Annotated in this window: 17 protein-coding genes; 8 read left to right on the top strand and 9 right to left on the bottom strand. The window is 65.8% G+C overall.

What is annotated here, in order from left to right; translation table 11 throughout:
* Window positions 1-87: 87 nt before the first annotated feature.
* Window positions 88-2,250, bottom strand: coding sequence for a TonB-dependent siderophore receptor (locus tag JC607_RS24035; RefSeq protein ID WP_233093128.1), 2,163 nt, complete (start codon window positions 2,248-2,250; stop codon window positions 88-90).
* 294 nt (window positions 2,251-2,544) lie between these two features.
* On the opposite strand from JC607_RS24035, the gene JC607_RS24030 reads away from it, so the two are divergent.
* Entirely contained in the window at window positions 2,545-3,234 is a 690-nt protein-coding gene (locus JC607_RS24030; RefSeq protein WP_198839241.1) for a TetR/AcrR family transcriptional regulator, read from the top strand.
* Between the two features lie 6 nt (window positions 3,235-3,240).
* On the opposite strand, the gene JC607_RS24025 is transcribed toward JC607_RS24030, so the two are convergent.
* Complete coding sequence (locus JC607_RS24025) at window positions 3,241-3,855, bottom strand: enoyl-CoA hydratase/isomerase family protein (protein ID WP_198839240.1); 615 nt, start codon at window positions 3,853-3,855, stop codon at window positions 3,241-3,243.
* Window positions 3,856-3,995: 140 nt separating this feature from the next.
* On the opposite strand from JC607_RS24025, the gene JC607_RS24020 reads away from it, so the two are divergent.
* From JC607_RS24020 to JC607_RS24005, 4 genes are all read left to right on the top strand, one after another.
* On the top strand, window positions 3,996-5,540 hold the full coding sequence (locus JC607_RS24020) for a DUF2125 domain-containing protein (protein WP_198839239.1): 1,545 nt from the start codon (window positions 3,996-3,998) through the stop codon (window positions 5,538-5,540).
* A 64-nt stretch (window positions 5,541-5,604) separates the two neighbouring features.
* Window positions 5,605-7,218 (top strand): DUF2125 domain-containing protein, encoded by a 1,614-nt coding sequence (locus JC607_RS24015; protein WP_198839238.1) that lies wholly within the window; start codon window positions 5,605-5,607, stop codon window positions 7,216-7,218.
* A gap of 95 nt (window positions 7,219-7,313) precedes the next feature.
* Window positions 7,314-8,660 carry a TldD/PmbA family protein gene (locus JC607_RS24010; RefSeq protein WP_198839237.1) on the top strand — a complete coding sequence of 449 codons (1,347 nt, stop codon included), beginning with the start codon at window positions 7,314-7,316 and terminating at the stop codon, window positions 8,658-8,660.
* Entirely contained in the window at window positions 8,647-9,462 is an 816-nt protein-coding gene (locus JC607_RS24005) for a 3'(2'),5'-bisphosphate nucleotidase CysQ (RefSeq protein ID WP_370584938.1), read from the top strand. The genes JC607_RS24010 and JC607_RS24005 overlap by 14 nt, the downstream gene beginning before the upstream one ends.
* 8 nt (window positions 9,463-9,470) lie before the next feature.
* On the opposite strand, the gene JC607_RS24000 is transcribed toward JC607_RS24005, so the two are convergent.
* Genes JC607_RS24000 through JC607_RS23990 form a run of 3 tightly spaced genes read right to left on the bottom strand, consistent with a single transcriptional unit; the run spans window position 9,471 to window position 11,072 of the window.
* Complete coding sequence (locus JC607_RS24000) at window positions 9,471-9,938, bottom strand: NUDIX domain-containing protein (RefSeq protein ID WP_370584937.1); 468 nt, start codon at window positions 9,936-9,938, stop codon at window positions 9,471-9,473.
* The gene (locus JC607_RS23995) at window positions 9,916-10,194 is read right to left on the bottom strand and encodes an NfeD family protein (protein WP_092899789.1); all 279 of its coding nucleotides are present in this window, start codon (window positions 10,192-10,194) and stop codon (window positions 9,916-9,918) included. Before JC607_RS23995 ends, JC607_RS24000 begins: the two co-directional genes overlap by 23 nt.
* Window positions 10,194-11,072: an SPFH domain-containing protein gene (locus JC607_RS23990; RefSeq protein ID WP_198839236.1), complete on the bottom strand. Its 879-nt coding sequence runs from the start codon at window positions 11,070-11,072 to the stop codon at window positions 10,194-10,196. The genes JC607_RS23995 and JC607_RS23990 overlap by 1 nt, the downstream gene beginning before the upstream one ends.
* A gap of 216 nt (window positions 11,073-11,288) precedes the next feature.
* On the opposite strand from JC607_RS23990, the gene JC607_RS23985 reads away from it, so the two are divergent.
* Genes JC607_RS23985 through lpxK form a run of 3 tightly spaced genes read left to right on the top strand, consistent with a single transcriptional unit; the run spans window position 11,289 to window position 13,732 of the window.
* Window positions 11,289-11,528, top strand: a complete 240-nt coding sequence (locus JC607_RS23985; protein ID WP_198839235.1) for a DUF4170 domain-containing protein — start codon at window positions 11,289-11,291, stop codon at window positions 11,526-11,528.
* A gap of 3 nt (window positions 11,529-11,531) precedes the next feature.
* A complete protein-coding gene (locus JC607_RS23980; protein ID WP_198839234.1) occupies window positions 11,532-12,737 on the top strand; it encodes a 3-deoxy-D-manno-octulosonic acid transferase in 1,206 nt (401 codons plus the stop codon).
* The gene (gene lpxK / locus JC607_RS23975; RefSeq protein ID WP_198839233.1) at window positions 12,737-13,732 is read left to right on the top strand and encodes a tetraacyldisaccharide 4'-kinase; all 996 of its coding nucleotides are present in this window, start codon (window positions 12,737-12,739) and stop codon (window positions 13,730-13,732) included. Before JC607_RS23980 ends, lpxK begins: the two co-directional genes overlap by 1 nt.
* Window positions 13,733-13,817: 85 nt before the next feature.
* Here lpxK and dxs read toward each other — a convergent pair whose 3' ends face one another.
* The 4 genes from dxs to JC607_RS23955 are packed head-to-tail and all read right to left on the bottom strand — an operon-like array spanning window position 13,818 to window position 17,777.
* The gene (gene dxs / locus JC607_RS23970; protein ID WP_198839232.1) at window positions 13,818-15,725 is read right to left on the bottom strand and encodes a 1-deoxy-D-xylulose-5-phosphate synthase; all 1,908 of its coding nucleotides are present in this window, start codon (window positions 15,723-15,725) and stop codon (window positions 13,818-13,820) included.
* A gap of 35 nt (window positions 15,726-15,760) precedes the next feature.
* Entirely contained in the window at window positions 15,761-16,630 is an 870-nt protein-coding gene (locus JC607_RS23965; RefSeq protein WP_198839231.1) for a farnesyl diphosphate synthase, read from the bottom strand.
* Window positions 16,627-16,866 carry an exodeoxyribonuclease VII small subunit gene (locus JC607_RS23960; RefSeq protein WP_092899778.1) on the bottom strand — a complete coding sequence of 80 codons (240 nt, stop codon included), beginning with the start codon at window positions 16,864-16,866 and terminating at the stop codon, window positions 16,627-16,629. The genes JC607_RS23965 and JC607_RS23960 overlap by 4 nt, the downstream gene beginning before the upstream one ends.
* A complete protein-coding gene (locus tag JC607_RS23955; RefSeq protein WP_198839230.1) occupies window positions 16,863-17,777 on the bottom strand; it encodes a histone deacetylase family protein in 915 nt (304 codons plus the stop codon). The genes JC607_RS23960 and JC607_RS23955 overlap by 4 nt, the downstream gene beginning before the upstream one ends.
* Window positions 17,778-17,849 lie beyond the last annotated feature (72 nt).

Raw genomic sequence — 17,849 nt, 5'->3', positions numbered from 1 at the left:
CTGGTCAGGCCGATGGGGGGACGGAATGGAGGGCCCCCGCAATGCCCGGAGGCGGTTGCGGGGGCGGAGTGGTCAGGACTGGCCCGGTCAGAAATCGACCGACGCCGACAGCAGAACCGTGCGCGGTGCGCCATAGCCGCCCGCGAGGCTGCCGCCGGCCCAATAGGCCTCGTTTGTGACGTTTTGCACCGTGGCGCGCAGCGTCAGCGGGTTGCCCCGCACTTCGGTCTCATAGCGCGCGCCGATATCGAGCACCGTGAACGAAGGCAGCGACAGCGTGTTGGTATTATTGGCATACCGCTTGCCGGTGTGGTTCACATTGGCGTTCAGCGTCAGGCCGGGAAGCGAGGGCAGGTCATATTCCACCCCGAGCTTGGCCATGACCGCAGGCGTGCCCGCCGCAGTCTTGCCGGTGGTGGCCGCGGTGCTGGCTTTCGTCACTTTGGCATCGGTGTAGGATACCCCGCCGATGAGCCGCAGCCCGTCCTCGACCTCGCCGAACGCATTCAGCTCGATCCCGCGATTGCGCTGCTCGCCAAAGGTGCCATAGATCAGCGTGACCGGATCAAGATAGGCGCTGGGCTTTTCGATCTGGAACAGCGCAACCGTGGTGGTCAGGCGGCCCAGATCCCATTTTGCACCGATCTCGACCTGTCTGGTCTGATAGGGCGGCAGCACCTCGCCCGCATTCAGGGCGGTGGCAGGCGCGGCCTGACCGGCGCTCAGCCCCTCGATATAGTTGCCGTAAAAGGACAGCTGATCGCTGGCCTTCCAGACAAAGGCGATGGCGGGCGAGGTCTTGCTGGAATCGTAGCGTGCACCCGGAGTGTGGACGCCCGTGGCACTGATCGCGGTGCTCGCGCTTTTCACCGTCTGATAGCGCAGACCCAGCGTCACCTGCAGCCGGTCATCCATGAATTTCAGCGTATCCGACAGGCCGAGGCTGGTCAGCTTCAGGTCCATGATCGAGGTCGGGCCGCTGGCATTATAGGCGGTCAGATCCGGCGCGGGACCCCAGTCGGGGTTCTGGATATTGGTGACCGAACTGACCGCGAAACGGCGATCCTTGAAGGTGTTCGAGGAATCGTAGCTGGTCGCGGTCACCACCCAGTCATGGCCGACCGATCCGGTGACAAAGCTGCCGCGGATCCCGGCCTCACCGGAATCCTGGCTGCCCTGACGTTGCGACCGCACGCCGCTGACCGAAAGCGCGCCGGCATTGCTGGTGATCTGGCTCGAGGTGATCAGCGCGTCATAGCCGCCCGATTTATGGCCATAGGCTGCCCAGGCGGTGATGCTGTCCGTCAGATCGAACTCGCTGCGCAGGAGGACGGTCTCGGTCGAATTGGTGTTGAACGACCAGGGCGCGGCGAGGGTGTTGGAGCCGTCGCGCGGCTCGGGCAGCACGGTGACGGCGGCCCCGGCCGAGACGCCGAAATAGTTGATGCCCCGCATCTTCTCGCGGATATTGTAATAATCCAGCGAGACCCGGGCGCGCTCGCCCCGCCAGTCCAGCGCGAGCGCGCCCATATTCATCCCGTGCTTCTCGCCATCGACCGCCGTGTCGCCATCGCGCGAGACCGCATTGACCCTTACGCCCCATTCTTTGTTCGCGCCAAAGCGGCGGCCGATATCGGCGTGAACTCCGTAAAGGCTGTCAGAGCTGTAGGTCGTGGTGAGGCGGGTCAGGGGCTCATCACCCGCGCGTTTGGGTTGCAACGCCACCGCGCCGCCGACACTGCCGCCCGGGGGCATGCCGTAGAGGAAGGTCGAAGGGCCTTTCAGCACTTCCACCCGCTCGGCCATCTCGGTTGTGCCGCGCATATTGGGGGCCATGCCGATCAGCCCGCCGAAGGTCAGATCATCGGCCGATCCGGAAAAGCCCCGGATCGTATAGGTCTCGAAAATATTGCGTTTGTTGGGGACATAGACCGAAGGGTCGGTCGCGCCAATCACCGCGCCGACATCCTGGGCCTCGCGGTTCTGCACAAAGTCTTCGGTATAGGCGATGGTGCTGTAAGGCGTATCGAGCACGTCCTTATTGCCCAGAAGGCCCACCGCGCTGCCGGTGGCCACCTGACCTCCGGCATAGGGCGTGGGCGTGCCGCCGCCTTGCAGGATGATGGTGCCAAGCGCGACTGCGCCGTCTTGCTTTGCGGCCTCTTCGTCTTCGGTCACGGCCTGGGCGGCGGCGGGCAGGCCAGACACCGGCAAAAGCGCGAACCCGGCCAGCATGGACGTCAGCAGCAACGATCTGCTGCTCTGGCGGTGTCGGGGCGAAAGGGGGGCGATGCGCCCGATGGGCCGGGAATGCACGTCAGAATGTGGGTCGGGCTGGTTCATGGTCATCGTCCCTGCGGCATTTAGTTGCATGATGATAAACTAAAATTAGTTGCAGCCCTATAAGCTAATTGACCAAAACCGTCAACTTCTCGCGACACCTTGCGACAAGCTATAGAATATATTGGATAAATTATGATTATGCGTTACGCTCCCAAAGCTTCAGCACTGCCGGAAGCCCGAGCCGCCGCAAAAGGGAAAGCCATGAGTCTCAGCCCATCCCCGCCCGCCAGGGGCCGACCGGCAACCATCACCCGCGACAGGATCGCCGATGCGGGCATCGCCATCGGGCTGAATGATCTGACGGTCGTGGGGGTCGCGGCGCGGCTCGGGGTCAGCCATATGGGCCTGTACAAACATGTGCGGGGCCTTGCGGATCTGCGCAGCCTTGTGGCCGAGGCCGCCTTTCTGCGATGGGAGTTTCCACGCCCGGGCCCCGAGGTGCCGCTGGCCTCATGGCTCTGGGATTTCGCGACTTCGATCTGGGGCCTGGTCGAGGCCCATCCCGGAATTGCGCCCTGGCTTTTGCGGGGCGATATGATCACGCGCGAAATGACGGAAAAGATCGTGGCGCATCAGCAGGAGCTGGCCGGGACGCGCGGGCTGAGCTTTGCCCAGGCGCGCTGGCTGATGCTGACCATCGCCTTTCACTGCGTGGCGGTGGCCGATACGGTTCTGCCCGCGCGTGGCTCTCCGGCAGAGCGCCTTCAGTCTGGGCGCCTTCAGTCTGACCGGCTGCAGCCTGGCAGCTCCGGGGCCGAGGGCGCGGAGGGGATCGATCCCGAACATCGCGACGGAATCCGGGCACTGATCACCGGGGCGCTGGCGATCCTTGGCGAGATCACCAGCGTGTCCTATCCGTCGGAGGTGACCGACCAGGCCGAGGGGCGCTGAGGCTTTTCAGCGCGTCATACGGGCGATGGTCTCAAGATGACCGGCTGGTGCGGCAAGCGCGTCTTTCGCAAGGTCAGCGGCTGTCTCCATCAGGTTTTCCGCCGGGGTGATGCGGTCGATCAGCCCCCAGGACAGCGCCTCTTCCGCGCCGATTTTCGCCCCGGCCATCAGGATCATCCGCGCCCGGGCCGGGCCGATCAGCGCGATCAGGCGCCCGGGGTCTGAGGGCTGCGGCAGATGGCCAAGCCGCATCACCGGGTAGAAGAAATTCGCCCCAGGCACGGCAATGCGCAGATCACAGGCCAGCGTAATGCCAAAGGCGCCGCCCGCCAGCGTGCCGTTCAGCGCCGCAACCGACAGGCCGGGGAAAGCGGCAATCGCGCCCGACGCCCGTTCCCAGGCCGGATCACGCCCCAGCCCCTGGCCCATCGCCTCAAGATCGGCACCGGCGGAAAAGACCCGCCCCTCGCCGGTCAGGACCAGGGCCTTCACGCCCGCCGCCCAGGCGGTTTCTGCGGCCAGCGCCACGGCGTCCAGCATCTCACGGGTCAGCGCATTGGCCTTGTCGGCGCGGCTCAGGCGGATGATCCGCAGCGCGCCCTGGTCTTCGGTTGCAATCATCACGCTTATCCCTGGCTGTCTGCTTTGCCTGACTGTCGAAAATGTCAATCGAATCGCAGTCAAGCTATGTCAACCTCCACTTGACGCGCCCCGGGCCAGGACCGACGATATGGCAGTGATTTTCCACATCGGGGTTGAGGATGAAGCGCTGGACTATTTCTGCGGCAACTGTGCTGGCGCTTGTTCTTCCGTCTCAGGCGGCCTGGGCACTGACTCCCGAAGAGGTCTGGGACAGCTGGAAAGCCAGCGTCGCGGTGGGGGGCGGGTCTGTCACCGCCGCCTCTGAGGCCCGTGAGGGCGAGGCGCTGGTGATCACCGGCCTCGAGACCCGCGCAGGCGATCCCGGGGGGCCTGCACATGTACAGATGCAGGCCGACCGGCTGACCCTGACCGGGCGCAGTGACGGCACCGTTGCGGTGACCATGTCAGATGTGATCCGTGTTGAATATATGGTGAAAGACAGCGCGGCAGACGGCCCGGTACTTAAGGCCGAGATCCGCCAGACCGGGGCCGAAACGATCGCGTCGGGCACGGTGGATGCGATCACCTATAATTATACCATCGCCGGGTTCGAGGCGAAGCTGACCGAATTGCGCGATGAAGCGGGCGATCTTCAGGATGTTCAGGGGCTGCTGACCGGCGAACAGATGTCCGGCAAATACCAGCTGGTACAGGAAGATGGCGAACCTGCCTCGGTCCGGTCCGAAATGGTTCTGGGGCCGATGACCCTGAATGTCTCGGGCAAGGAGACGGGCTGGGCAGAAGCGGGCGGGGCGGAAGAGGCTGGGTCCCGGTTTTCCGGAACCATCACCCTTGCGCGCCTGAAAACGGCCTTCAGCGGCGCCTTGCTGCCGGCCGATAGACTGACCGACATCAGGGCGGCCCTGGCAGAAGGGCTGGCCTTTGACAGTCAGACGGAATTCGGGGCGCTGACGGCGCAGGTCGAGGTGACCGATGGGGCCACCAGCGGCTTTACCGCAAAGCTTGATGGCGGTGATCTGGGCCTGCTGTTTGACGGTGCGCGCTTTGACTGGGGCGTTTCGCTGCTGGGCGGCGATGTCCGGATGGAGGCGCCGGCCGAAGGGCTGACCGATGTGGCGACGGCCTTTACCGAGGTGACACTGCGAATGGGGATACCGCTCGCAAATGACGGGTTGTCGAGCGATTTCAGCTTTCTGAGCCGCCTCGTCGACGTAACTGTCTCGGACTATGTCTGGGGCCTTGCGGACCCGACCTCGCAACTGTCGCGCGACCCGGCGACGCTGATCGTGGACCTGACCGGCAAGGGGGCCTGGCTGCAGGATATCTTCGCGCCGGACCTGACGGCGGATCCTTCCGCCAGCGTGTCGCCGGCCCGCATCGACCAGATCGACCTGAAACAGGGGCTGGCAAAGCTGCTTGGCGCGCAGCTTGACGCCGCGGGCGCGCTGAGCTTCGACAATACCGATACCACGACCTTCCAGGGTTTTCCGGCGCCCGATGGCAGGATCACGGTCAATCTGGCGGGGGTGTCAGCGCTTCTCGACAAGCTGGTGGCCCTTGGGATTGTCAGCGCCAACGACCTGACGGGCATCCGGATGGGGATGGCCATGTTCACCCGCCCGGGCGCCGGCCCCGATCAGCTGACGACTGAAATCGAGTTCCGCAACAAGGGCCTTTTCGTCAACGGCCAGCAACTTTTGTAACCCGTTTCGCCGCCCGGGGGCCCGTCCTCCGGAACACTCTCTTCGTCTTTTGGAATCTCCTGACATGTCCTCTTTGTTGCGCAACTCTGCCGCCCTTGCCGGTTCCCTGGTCGTGATGACCGCCCTTCCGCCGGCGGCCTGGGCCCAGGGCGTGACCGCTCAGGAGCTGTGGGCGGCCTGGCAGGATGGTGTCGCTCTGGCGGGCGGCACGCTCAGCGCCAGCGAAAGCCGCGAGGGCAACCAGCTCGTGCTCCAGGATCTGCGCCTCGATATGGGCGATGAGGCGGGGATGCTGCAGCTTGAGGTGATGAAGCTGGTCAACCAGGCCGATGGTTCGGTGGCAGTGATCCTGCCCGACCGCTTCCCGCTGATGTTCGAGCTGCCCGACGCGCCTGCCGATGCGCCCGGGGCGGACTCCGGGCCAGAGAACGGGCCAGAGAAGGTGTTCATCACCGTCGATGCGCCGGATCTGAACCTTGTGGTGCAGGGGCTGGGCGAGCGCGCCGAATTCCAGGCGGCGGCGCCGACGATGACGCTGACACTTGACCGGTTCGTGCCGGCGATCCCGCCCGAGGCAGGCGCGGTGACCGCCAGTGTCGTGCTGGACAGCTTTGTCCTGCGCTATCTGCAGGATCTTGCGACGGATGTGCCGCTGATTGATGCGGCGGTGTCTTTTGACACGCTCAATGCCCGGGTTGCGGTCGGCAAAAACGCCTCGGGCAGTGCTGAGATGGCGGCCCGGCTGGGGAAATCCTCGGCGGGCTTTTCCGGCGCAATGCCGGTCAATTCACCGGCGCTCCAGGAGGCAGAGGCGGCGATGGCGGGCGGGAATTTCCCGGTCGCGGCCTGGCTCGCGCTGCTTGATGCAGGGATGCGCGGCAAGGTCAGCCTTTCGCTGGGGGATGCGGAGTTCACCGGTGACGTGACCGAAATCACCGCCGGAACCGCGACCACGCCGACGACCTGGGATATCGGCTTTGCCACGCTGGATCTCGCGCTTGGGGTTGATGCGACGAAGATCGGCTATTCCACGGTGCTGAAGGGGACGCAGTTCCTGCTGACCGGCGATATTCCCGATTTCCCGGCTGACAGCATGAGCTACGGGATCGGAGAATACCGGATCGGCCTCGAGGCCGGCCTGAACGGGCTGACCAAACCGCAGGACTGGTCGGCGGCCTATGTGATGCGTGACATCACCATGTCGGATGAGATGTGGCATCTGATCAGCAATGGCACCGAGCTGCCGCATGAGCCGCTGACCCTGGCGCTGGATCTGGGCGGCCGTTACGGGGTGCAGCCAGAGATGCTGAAACCCGGCTGGACTCCGGTCGACGCCGGCCAGCCCTTTTCCGAGTTCAGCTTTAAGATCAACGAGATGAAACTTGCGGGCCTTGGAGTTTTGTCGACCGGTCAGGGCGGGCTGGGCTTTGATTTCTCGGATCTGGTGACTTTTGACGGACTGCCGCTGCCCTCGGGCCGTGTCTCGATTCTGACCACGGGCGCTTATGGGCTGATCGACCTGATGGCGAAGGCCGGTCAGATCACCGCCGAAGATGTCCAGGGCGCGCGGGCCGCCCTTCTGATGGTGGGCCGTGCCGGTGAAGCGCCGGATACGCTGCATACCGAGGTCGATTTCCGCGAGAAGGGCCTGTTCCTCAACGGGATCAAAATCCGCTGAAACCGCCGGGGTTTGCCCTGCCGCCGCGCCGGGGCCAGCCCTTGCGCCAGGGGGCGGGGCAGATTACCTCTGCCTTGCCCCACAAAGGATAACGCATGTCCGCGCCCGATCTTGCCGAACTGACCCATGATCTTCTGAAAGCCGCCCGCGCCGCCGGGGCCGACCAGGCCGATGCGCTTGCGGTGCGCGGCACGGCGCTTTCGGTCGATACCCGTCAGGGCCAGCTGGAACAGGCCGAACGCGCCGAAGGCACCGATATCGGGCTTCGGGTGCTGATCGGCCAGCGCCAGGCCTGTGTGTCGGCCTCTGATATTTCCGCAGTGACGATTGCAGCGCTGGCGGAACGCGCCGTTGCGATGGCGCGTGAGGCGCCAGAAGATGCGGCGATCGGCCTGGCCGACCCCGACGATCTGGCGCAGCTGCGCGAGTCCTCGGGGCTCGAACTGGAAGATGGCGGTGCCGACCCGGATGCGGCGGCGCTGGAGACAGCAGCGCGCGGGCTTGAAGCGGCCGCGCTTGAAGCAGACGGCATCACCCAGGCCGAAGCCTCGGCCACCTTTTCGCGCCGCGCCCTGCATCTTGCGCAGTCGAACGGCTTTGCCGGCGGTTACGGGCGCAGCGGTCACAGCCGGTCGGTCGTGGCCTTTTGCGGCTCTGGCACCGCGATGGAGCGCGATTACGCCGGAGAAGCCCGCCCCTGGGCCATTGATCTGCCCGATGGCGCCGGGATCGGCAGGCTTGCGGCAGAACGGGCGCTGCAACGGCTTGGCGCAGTCAAGCCGCCGACCGGCACGTTCCCGGTTCTGTATGACGAGCGGATCGCCTCTTCGCTGATCGGCCATCTGCTGGGCGCGATCAATGGCGAGGCGGTGGCGCGCGGCGCCTCCTGGGCGCGCGACCTGCTGGAGCAGCCGGTGCTGCCGGCGGGGGTCAGCCTGCGCGAAGACCCGCTGCGCAAACGCGGATCATCCTCGCGGATTTTTGACGCCGAAGGGCTGGCGACCTCGGCAAAGGATTTCGTGGCGGATGGGGTGCTGACAAGCTGGGTGCTCGACCTCGCCACTGCACGGCGGCTGAAACTGCGCCCGACCGCCAATGCGATGCGCGGGCCTTCGGCGCCGCCCTCGCCGGGCACGACCAATCTGGAACTGACGCCGGGCACCGCCAGCCGCGATGATCTGATCGCGCAAATGGGGACGGGGCTGCTGGTCACCTCGCTGATCGGCTCGACCATCAACCCGACCACGGGCGATTACTCGCGCGGGGCTTCGGGCTGGTGGGTCGAGAAGGGCCGTCTCTCGCATCCGGTCCATGAATGCACCATCGCGGGCAATCTGCGCGACATGCTGCGGCGGATCGTCCAGGCCAATGATGCGCGCCCGCATCTGGCGATCCGGGTGCCTTCGATCCTGATCGACGGAATGACCATTGCCGGTGCGTGATCCGGTGCGTGATTCGGGGCGTGCTCGGGATGCCGAAGATCTCGATCTGCTGGAGCGCGCCGCCCGGGCGGCGGGGCCGATTGCGCTGATCTACTGGCGGCGCGCGCCCGAAGCCTGGGAAAAACCCGATGATGCCGGCCCGGTTTCCGAGGCCGATCTCGCAGTTGACCGCAGCCTGCGCGAGACGCTGATGGCGGCGCGGCCCTCTTACGGCTGGCTCTCCGAGGAAACCCCGGATGACCTCGAAAGGCTGAGGCATGAGGATGTCTTTATCGTTGACCCGATTGACGGCACCCGCGCCTTCCTCGCCGGAGAGAAGGAATTCGCGCTGTCGCTGGCGCTTGTGCGGGGCGGGATCGTCGTGGCGGGGGTGGTGCATCTGCCGGCCCGCGATCTGACCTATAGCGCGCGGCTTGGCGGGCCGGCTTTGTGCAATGGCCGCGAGATCCGGGCGTCTTCGCGCGAGGATCTCACCGGGGCCAGCGTGATGACCAACCGCGTCAATCTTGACCCGGCGCAATGGCCGGGCGGCATCCCGGAGGTGAATCGGGTGTTCCGCTCGTCACTGGCCTACCGGCTCTGTCTGGCGGCCGAGGGGCGGGCGGATGCCATGCTGACGCTGCGCCAGACCTGGGAATGGGATGCGGCGGCAGGAAGCCTGATCGCGGCGGCGGCTGGCTGCAGGGTTACCGACCGCCACGGCGCGGAGCTGGTGTTCAACCGCAGGGTGCCGCAAAGCGATGGCGTTGTCGCAGCACCACCTGCCTTGCATCATGGCTTCATGCGCGGGCTTGGCGTCTGACGGCTCTGCTAAGGCCTTATGCCAAACAGAGGCGCGACATGGCGCAGCCGCGCGCATAGTGCCGGGATGGCGCGGGGGTGGCTGAGATAGTCGGTGAGCCGCATCATCTCCCAGCATTGGCCTTCGCTGCCGAAGCGGATCGCGGCGATTTCTGTTGTGGTGATCCCTGTTGCGAAAAAGACCCCCGGCAGTGCGCCGCCGGTCATGGGCGGAAATTCAGCCCGGTGCAGCAGTCGCGCGGCGGGGAGGGTAAGGCCGAATTCCTCCCGGAGCTCGCGCAGCAGACAGGATTCGGCGGTCTCCTCGCCTTCGCGCCCACCGCCGGGCAGATCCCAGTGGCCCGGCCAGGGCAGATGCGGGAAGTCATCGCGCAGATAAGTCAAAAGCCGCGCTTCACCACCGTTCAGGTGAAAAAACGCGGCTTTGGCGCCGTTGAACCCGGCCATGACCGGCTTACGGATTGTCGTTGATGTCACGGTCCCAGATCTTCACCTGGCCGTCGCGGGTGCCCAGCAGCCGGCGGATCACCAGCCAGGAAATCAGCGACAGCACCGCGAAAATCGCAAGGAGCATCGGCAGCCCGGCGGGGATCCCGACCAGCACGACCAGCCCGGTCAGCGCCGCGCCGACCGCAAAGCCTACGAAAATATAGCCGGGCACGATCACTTCGACCATGCCGAGCGCCAGGCCCAGCACGATCCAGCTCCACCAGGTGCTCCAGATCTGATCCATCACCTGGCCTTAAGCATGTTGAACGCATTCCCGAAGGCCTCAAGCGCCTGGGCCGGGATCAGGATGGTCTGCTTGCCCTGGCCTTTGGCCACGGCTTCCAGCGCCTCGACCTGTTTCAGCGCCACCTGATACTGCGCCGCAGAGATGCCATTCTCGGCGATGGCGGCGGCGATCACCGAGGTCGCGAAGGCCTCTGCCTCGGCGGTGACGCGCTTGGCTTTCGCCTGCTGTTCCGCCTGGTAGAGCTCGGCATCGGCCTGCAGTTCGACTGCGCGTTTCTTGCCCTCGGCCTCGGTCACCTGCGCGCGCCGCGCGCGCTCCGCGTTCAGCTGTTGCAACATCGCCGAGCGCGTCGCGTCATCAAGATTGACGTCAAGGATCTCGGCCCGGGTCACTTCGACGCCCCAGTCATCGACCATGGCGGCAACCTGCTCGCGCACCCGCTCGATCAGCTGGCTGCGGTTCGATTGCACCTGGTCAAGCTCCAGCTTGCCGATTTCCGAACGCACGATGCCTGCGACGGTGGTGGCGATGGCGCCGTCGATATCGCGAATCCGGTAGACGGTCTTTTCCGGTTCGGTCACGCGGTAGAAGACCGAGGTTTCCACCTTGACCAGCACGTTATCGGCGGTGATGGCGTCCTGGCTGGCGGTGGGCAACTGACGCTCCAGCACCGAAACGCGATGGGCGATGCGGTCAAGGAAGGGCACGACGAAGTTGATCCCCGGCCCCAATACGGATTTCAGACGCCCAAAGCGTTCGACCACATGTTTTTCCGATTGCGGAACGATGCGGACGCCCAGAAAAATGCAGAGGATGACAAAGACGGCAATCGCCACCAGGACGGCGTTTGTGCCTGAAATATTACTAAGATCCATCACTACTTCTCCTGGAACGGCCCGATTACCGGCATTTGCACGCATTGTGATCGGGGAAGGCATTCATATCAAGGTAAGAGTTTCCACTGGCCCGCCCGCCGTCTTTTCCCCGCAGACATGGCGCTGTAGACTGCGCGCGGCATCCGGCCGGTGACTGCGGTCCGGCGCTGCTGAAGGACCGCCCTGCTGACGGGCCCGCTGACGGGAAGGAATACCATGGCGCAGAGACTTCATCTGGTGTTTGGCGGCGAGCTGGTCTCGCCGGACTCGACCCAGTTCCGCGATGCGGACAAGATCCACATTGTCGGCATGTTCCCCGATTATGACAGCGCCTATGTCGCCTGGAAGGCCGAGGCGCAGCGCACGGTCGATGACGCCCATACCCGGTATTTCATCGCGCATCTGCATCGTCTGCGGGACGAAGAGATGACCGCGCCGGCGGCTCAGGCCGGCTGACCCATGGCGACCGCGCCGTCAAGAGGCTGGTGGCCGGCAACGGGTCGCCGGAGACGCAGCCATGCAGAGCGTCCGGCCCGCCCTCTGGGCGGGCTGATCTGGTTGCATGTGCCGGGCCAGGCGTCGCTTTCGGCCATGCGCGAGCTGGCGCGGCGGTTGATCGAAGAAGATGGCGTCGCCGTGCTGATGACCGGCGAAAGCGGCGGCCCGCGGGCGAAGGGTGTGATCTTTGACCAGGCTCCGGAAGACGGCGCGCAGACGGTGCGCGACTTTCTCGACCATTGGCGCCCCGATGCGGTTGTGTTTTCCGAAGGCGAGATCCGGCCGGCGCTTTTGCATGAATGTGCCGAGCGGCAGCTGATGCTGATCATGGCGGATGCCAGCGATCCCTGGTTTCTGCGCGGGCATGAAAGCTGGATCCCGGGCGCGATGCGGCGCTCGGTTTCGGCCCTGTCTCAGGTCTATGCGATTGACCAGGCCGCGATGCGGGCCTGGCGGCGCGCCGGGATCGCGCCTGCGCGGGTGGTCAGCGCGGGCCGGATGGAGGAAAGCTCGCTCGCGCTTCCCTGCCTCGAGGCAGAGCGGGAATATCTGGCGGCCGCGATGATGACGCGGCCGGTCTGGTTCGGCGCGCGGGTGCCGCGCTCTGAGGAGGGCGCGGTGCTGGCGGCACAGCAATATGCGATGCAGCTGGCGCACCGGCTGTTGCTGATCGTGATGCCGGAAGATCCCGCCCGGGCCGCGCCGCTGGCGCGGGAACTTGCAGAACAGGGCTGGGTCACCGCCTCGCGCAGTGACGAAGAAGAGCCCGAGACCGAGACCGCGATCTATATCGTGAATGATGCCGCCGAGCTTGGTCTGTGGTACAGGCTGGCGCCGGTCAGCTATCTGGGCGGCGGCCTGTCGGGCACCGGGCTTTTGACCAGCCCGCTGGAGCCGGCGGCACTTGGTTCGGCGATCCTGCATGGGCCGCGACCGGGGGGGTTTGGTCCGCAGATCGGGCGGCTTGGTGCGGCGCGGGCAGCGCGGGCGGTGGCCTCGATCCGCGATCTGAGCGAGGCGCTTGGCGATCTTCTGGCGCCCGACCGCACGGCACGTCTGGCGCAGGCCGCCTGGGGCGTGGTCTCGGACGGGGCCGAGGTGACCGAGGCCGTGCTCGCCGATCTGCGCAGGGCGCTGGCGGCGGCGAAAGCGCAGGGGCGGATCTGATGCGCGCACCGGGGTTCTGGGACAATCCGCCGGACGCGCCGGGGTTCAAGGCGCGGCTTCTGCAGCCTTTGGGCGCAATTTATGCGGCGGCGACCGCGCGACGGCTGCGGCAGGCGGGCGGCTACCGCGCGCCGGTGCCGGTGATCTGCGTCGGCAATCTGAACGCGGGCGGCGTCGGCAAGACCCCGACCGTCATGGCGCTGATCGCGCATCTGGCTGCGCGGGGGCATCGGGTCCAGGTGGTGACGCGCGGCTATGGCGGATCAGCCAGTGGCCCTTTACGGGTCGACACAACCCGACATACCGCCGATCTGACAGGGGACGAGCCGCTGCTGATCGCGCCTTTCGCGCCGGTCTGGGTGGCGAAGGACCGCGCCGAAGGGGTCAAGGCGGCGGTCGCGGATGGTGCCGGAGTAATCTTGCTCGACGACGGGCATCAGAATCCTGCGGTGGTGAAGGATCTGTCGCTGGTGGTGGTGGATGCGGGCCAGGGCTTTGGCAATGGGCTCTGCATCCCGGCGGGGCCATTGCGCGAGCCGGTGGCGGCGGGGCTGGCGCGGGCGGATGCGGTGCTTGCGATCGGCGATGCGGCGGCTCAGACACGGCTCAATCTGAACTGGGGGCGGCAGCTGGGTGATCTGCCCCGACTGTCGGGCCGGCTCGTGCCGCTGCAAATGGGAATGGACTGGCGGCAGGAGCGGGTGCTCGCCTTTGCCGGCATCGGCAATCCGGAAAAATTCTTCGCGACGCTCAGGGCCGAAGGGGCCGAGCTGGTCAGGGCGGAGGCACTGGATGATCACCAGAAGCTCTCGCCCGCGCTGATCGCGCGGCTGGAGGCCGAGGCGATGCTGCTCGGCGCGCAGCTGGTGACGACCGAGAAGGATGCGGCGCGGTTGCCACCGGCGTTCCGCCTCAAGGTGCTGACCCTGGTGGTGCGGCTGGAGATTGACGACTGGGTGCCGTTTGACGGATTGCTGAAACCTCTGGGCCTGTGACCCGAAATCTTTAAAGATTTCGGCAAAATTCCTCTGCAGGAATTTGTCCGTTTCCTTGCAAGGAAACGGGTGCAGGGCGCGACGCTCAGGCCCGGTTTCTGGCGCTGGCAATGCCCAGCACCTCGAGCACTTTCGCCTCGATCCGGGCGGCATCCATCCCGGCGACGCGGTACATTGCCTCGGGGCTGGCCTGGTCGATGAAGATATCCGGCAGCACCATCGAACGGTATTTCAGCCCGCCATCGAACACGCCTTCATCTGCCAGCAACTGCGCCACATGGCTGCCGAAGCCACCCACCGCGCCCTCTTCGACCGTGATCAGCGCTTCATGGTTGCGGGTCAGCCGCAGGATCAGATCGCGGTCCAGCGGCTTGGCAAAGCGCGCATCCACCACGGTTGGTGCGAGGCCGCGCGCGCTCAGCGCTTCGGCGGCTTTCAGCACCTCGGCAAGCCGCGTCCCGAAGGAGAGGATCGCCACCCGGTTGCCCTCTTGCAGCAGCCGGGCGCGGCCGATCTCCAGCACCTCGCCCCGCGCCGGCATCTCGACGCCCATGCCCTCGCCCCGCGGATAGCGAAAGGCAATCGGGCTTTCATCCCAGGCCGCCGCCGTGGCGACCATATGTTTCAGCTCGGCCTCATCTGCGGCGGCCATCACCACCATGCCCGGCAGGTTCGCGAGGAAGGCCACGTCGAAAGATCCTGCATGGGTCGCGCCATCGGCGCCGACCAGCCCCGCGCGGTCGATGGCAAAGCGTACCGGCAGCCGCTGGATCGCGACATCATGCACCACCTGGTCGTAGCCGCGTTGCAGGAAGGTCGAATAGATCGCGCAGAAAGGCTTCATCCCCCCCGCCGCCAGCCCGGCGGCGAATGTCACCGCATGTTGCTCGGCGATCCCCACATCGAACAGCCGGCGTGGGAAGCGCGCCCCGAACAGATCCAGCCCGGTCCCATCCGGCATCGCCGCCGTCACACCGACGATCTTCTCGTCGCGCTCGGCCTCCTGGATCAGGCTTTCGGCGAAGACTTTCGTATAGGACGGCGCGTTGGAGGGGGTCTTTTTCTGCTCGCCGGTCACCAGGTCGAATTTCGCCCGTGCATGGCCCCGATCCGGCGCATTCTCAGCCGGGCCATAGCCTTTGCCCTTTTTCGTCAGCACATGCAGCAGGACCGGCCCATGCGAGCGCGCCTTCAGCGTCCTGAGGACGGGCAGCAGCTGGTCGAGATCATGGCCGTCAATCGGCCCGACATAGGTAAAGCCAAGCGCCTCAAACAGCGTGCCCCCCACCGCCATGCCCTTGAGCATTTCTTTCGCGCGTTTCGCGCCTTCCTGCAGTGGGCCCGGGAGCAGCGAGACAAAGCCCTTTGCAACCTCTTTCAGATCCTGCATCGGGGCTTCGGCGTAAAGCTTGCTGAGATAGGCCGAGAGCGCTCCGACCGGCGGCGCGATCGACATCTCATTGTCGTTCAGCACCACGAAAAGCCGCTTTTTCAGCGCGCCTGCATTGTTCATCGCCTCGAAGGCCATGCCTGCCGACATCGAGCCATCGCCAATGACCGCAATCGCATCGCCGGCATCACCGCCGAGATCCGCCGCCATCGCAAAGCCAAGCGCCGCCGAGATCGAGGTCGAGCTATGCGCCGCGCCGAAAGGGTCATAGGGGCTTTCCGAGCGTTTGGTGAATCCCGACAGCCCGCCCTCCATCCGAAGCGTGCGGATCCGATCGCGCCGCCCGGTCAGGATCTTATGCGGATAGCATTGATGGCCGACATCCCAGATCAGCTTGTCCTTCGGCGTGTCGAACACGGCGTGCAGTGCCACGGTCAGCTCGACCACGCCAAGCCCCGCGCCCAGATGGCCGCCGGTCACCGAGACCGCCGCAACCGTCTCGGCCCGTACCTCATCGGCCAGCTGGCGCAATTCGGCATCAGTAAGCGCCTTCATATCTGACGGGAAATGCACCCGGTCGAGGATGGTGGAGGATGCTGCCATGGGGAGGCTCCTGGGAAGCGGCGCGGCCTGTGGGGTCAGGCCTGTCTTGATATGGTGAAACGGGCGGCGGCGACAAGATTTTCGGCCCGCGCCCCATAGGGGGAAAGCGCGGCCTCGGCCTCGCGGATCAGTCCGGACGCGCGGGCACGGGCCGGTTCAAGCCCCAGAAGCGAGACGAAAGTGGCCTTGCCGCGCCCCTCATCTTTGCCCGTGCGCTTGCCTGTGATGCCGGCATCGCCCGTGACATCAAGGACATCGTCATGGATCTGGAACGCAAGGCCAAGCGCCGCCGCATAGGCCCGCAAAGGCGCCGGGTCTTCGCCAGCAATCAGTGCCCCGGCACTGGCCGAAAAGCCGATCAGCGCGCCGGTCTTGCCAGCCTGGAGCGCTGTGATCTCTGCCAGCGACAGCGTGCGACCGGCGGTCTCGGCGGCGATATCCAGCGCCTGACCCAGAACCATCCCTTCGGCGCCCGAGGCCTTTGCCAGGGCCTGAACCAACGCAATTCGCCGCTCTGCCGCTCCGATCACCGGATCGGTCAGCGCCTCAAATGCGAGGGTCTGCAGGGCATCACCGGCCAGGATCGCGGTGGCCTCATCCCATTTCACATGTACGGTCGGCAAGCCGCGCCGCAGGTCATCATCATCCATCGCGGGCAGATCGTCATGGATCAGGCTATAGGCATGCAGGGCCTCGACCGCGGCTGCGACGGGCAGCGCAGCTTTCGGGTCGACCCCGAAAAGACGCGCCGATTCCAGCACCAGAAAACCGCGCAACCCTTTGCCGCCCTTCAGCGCATAGCGCATCGCTGCGATCACCGGCAGATCGGCGCGCCCGGCCAGCGTATCACGCAGCCAGAGCTGCACCCGGCTGGCATCAGCCTTCAACAGCTCGGGAAAGCTCACAGCCCCTCCGCCGGAGCGGTGCCGGTGGCGCGACCTTCCTGGACGCGGATCATCTCGACGCGCGCCTCGGCCTCGGCGAGTTTCGCGGCACAGTGCTTTTTCAGGCTGTCGCCGAATTCGTAAAGACTGATCGACTGTTCCAGCGCGACATCGCCGCGCTCCAGCTGGCCCACCACCGATTCCAGCGCCGCCATGGCTTCTTCAAAACTCATTTCCGCAACGGGTTTCTGGCTCATCGGAGGGTCCTGCTCAGCTCGCTCACATGCGCGCGGACAGTATCTTCCAGCGCGCCCGGATCATAGCCCCCTTCGAGGCAGGATACGACCCCTGCACCGCAGCCGACCGCCAGATCGGCAATCGCGCGCGTCAGCCGGGCGAAATCCGCCGTCGTCCAGCCGAGGCCCCCCAGCGGATCGTCGATATGCGCGTCAAACCCGGCGCTGAGCAGGATCAGCTGAGGCTGCCAGTCGCGAAGCCGCGCGAGTTCCGGCGCCCAGGCCGCCCACATCGCCCGCCCGTCCGATCCGGGGCGGAGCGGCAGATTGGTGATCTGTTGATGCGCGCCGCGCTCATCCGCATATCCCGTACCCGGAAAAAGCGGCATCTGCTGCGAAGAGACAAAGCGCACCCGCGCCTCATCCCATAACAGATCCTGCGTGCCATTGCCGTGATGCACGTCGAAATCCAGCACCGCGACGCGGCTGAGCCCATGCAGATCCAGCGCCCGCTTCGCCGCAATCGCCACAGTGCCAAAGAGGCAAAACCCCATCGCAACCGCCGCTTCCGCATGATGGCCCGGCGGGCGCGCCGCTACAAAAGCCGCCCGTGCCTCGCCGCCAAGCACCGCATCAACTGCTGCACAGGCGCCACCCACGGCACGAAGCCCGGCCTCCCATGACCCCGGAGAGAGCCAGGTATCGCCATCGATCGCTCTGAGCCCAGTTGCCGGCAGGGCGGCCTTCAGCCTTGCGACATAATCCGCCGGATGACAGCGCAAAAGCTCCGCCTCAGCCACCAAAGGCGCAGGCCGCTCCTCCACCATAAGCCCGACAAGGCCCCGCGCGACAGCCGCCATCCGCTCCGGCCGCTCCGGATGCCCCTCAGGCACCAGATGCCGCGCGAAAGCACCATCTGAGAAAACCAGCATCAATGCCCCTTCCTCCTGACCTAAATACTCCGGGGGGTGCGGGGGGGCGGCCCCCCCCCTTAGGCCCCCCGC

Source organism: Paracoccus sp. IB05, assembly GCF_016405985.1.
Lineage (GTDB): Bacteria > Pseudomonadota > Alphaproteobacteria > Rhodobacterales > Rhodobacteraceae > Pseudogemmobacter.
Note: the sequence above shows the minus strand (reverse complement) of the source record. Positions and strands in the feature narration are given on the sequence as shown.

Excerpts from the sequence above, each read along its gene's own strand:
- JC607_RS24030 (WP_198839241.1), top strand. The coding sequence starts at position 2,545 with ATGAGTCTCAGCCCATCCCCGCCCGCCAGGGGCCGACCGGCAACCATC.
- JC607_RS24025 (WP_198839240.1), bottom strand. The coding sequence starts at position 3,855 with ATGATTGCAACCGAAGACCAGGGCGCGCTGCGGATCATCCGCCTGAGC.
- JC607_RS24020 (WP_198839239.1), top strand. The coding sequence starts at position 3,996 with ATGAAGCGCTGGACTATTTCTGCGGCAACTGTGCTGGCGCTTGTTCTT.
- JC607_RS24015 (WP_198839238.1), top strand. The coding sequence starts at position 5,605 with ATGTCCTCTTTGTTGCGCAACTCTGCCGCCCTTGCCGGTTCCCTGGTC.
- JC607_RS24010 (WP_198839237.1), top strand. The coding sequence starts at position 7,314 with ATGTCCGCGCCCGATCTTGCCGAACTGACCCATGATCTTCTGAAAGCC.
- JC607_RS23995 (WP_092899789.1), bottom strand. The coding sequence starts at position 10,194 with ATGGATCAGATCTGGAGCACCTGGTGGAGCTGGATCGTGCTGGGCCTG.
- JC607_RS23990 (WP_198839236.1), bottom strand. The coding sequence starts at position 11,072 with ATGGATCTTAGTAATATTTCAGGCACAAACGCCGTCCTGGTGGCGATT.
- JC607_RS23985 (WP_198839235.1), top strand. The coding sequence starts at position 11,289 with ATGGCGCAGAGACTTCATCTGGTGTTTGGCGGCGAGCTGGTCTCGCCG.
- JC607_RS23980 (WP_198839234.1), top strand. The coding sequence starts at position 11,532 with ATGGCGACCGCGCCGTCAAGAGGCTGGTGGCCGGCAACGGGTCGCCGG.
- lpxK (WP_198839233.1), top strand. The coding sequence starts at position 12,737 with ATGCGCGCACCGGGGTTCTGGGACAATCCGCCGGACGCGCCGGGGTTC.
- dxs (WP_198839232.1), bottom strand. The coding sequence starts at position 15,725 with ATGGCAGCATCCTCCACCATCCTCGACCGGGTGCATTTCCCGTCAGAT.
- JC607_RS23960 (WP_092899778.1), bottom strand. The coding sequence starts at position 16,866 with ATGAGCCAGAAACCCGTTGCGGAAATGAGTTTTGAAGAAGCCATGGCG.
- JC607_RS23955 (WP_198839230.1), bottom strand. The coding sequence starts at position 17,777 with ATGCTGGTTTTCTCAGATGGTGCTTTCGCGCGGCATCTGGTGCCTGAG.